This window comes from Bartonella capreoli (assembly GCF_902813205.1).
Taxonomy (GTDB): Bacteria; Pseudomonadota; Alphaproteobacteria; order Rhizobiales; family Rhizobiaceae; genus Bartonella; species Bartonella schoenbuchensis.
The window spans coordinates 1-391 of the sequence record NZ_CADDZX010000369.1; the positions used below are offsets into that span (position 1 = coordinate 1).

Below are 391 nucleotides of genomic sequence, written 5' to 3' on the forward strand. Positions count from 1 at the left end.
CATCGCGCGTGCACGACCATTCGCCATGAAGGGAAATTTGCCAACATTATACTCAATACCGGCAGCTTTAAGTTCTTCTTCTGTCTTTCCTACACTGGCAATCTCGGGCTGTGTATAGACAACACTAGGAATGACATCAAAATTAACATGTCCCTTTTGACCTGCCAAAATTTCTGCCACAGCAACGCCTTCTTCCTCTGCTTTATGCGCCAACATCGGTCCTTTAACGACATCACCAATCGCATAAATTCCTGGAATACTGGTCTGCCAATGCGCATCAATAACAATAAAGCCGCGCTCATCCAACTGAACACCAACCTCGATCAAACCAAGACCTTCCGTGTATGGAGAACGTCCAGTAGCAATGAGCACAACATCAGCTTCTAAAGTT

The 391-nt window shown here is 45.5% G+C and carries 1 protein-coding gene; it reads right to left on the reverse strand.

From position 1 onward, the window contains the following. Nucleotides 1-391: FAD-dependent oxidoreductase (locus J7R05_RS08840; protein ID WP_208541926.1), on the reverse strand; the 391-nt coding region annotated here is incomplete at both ends.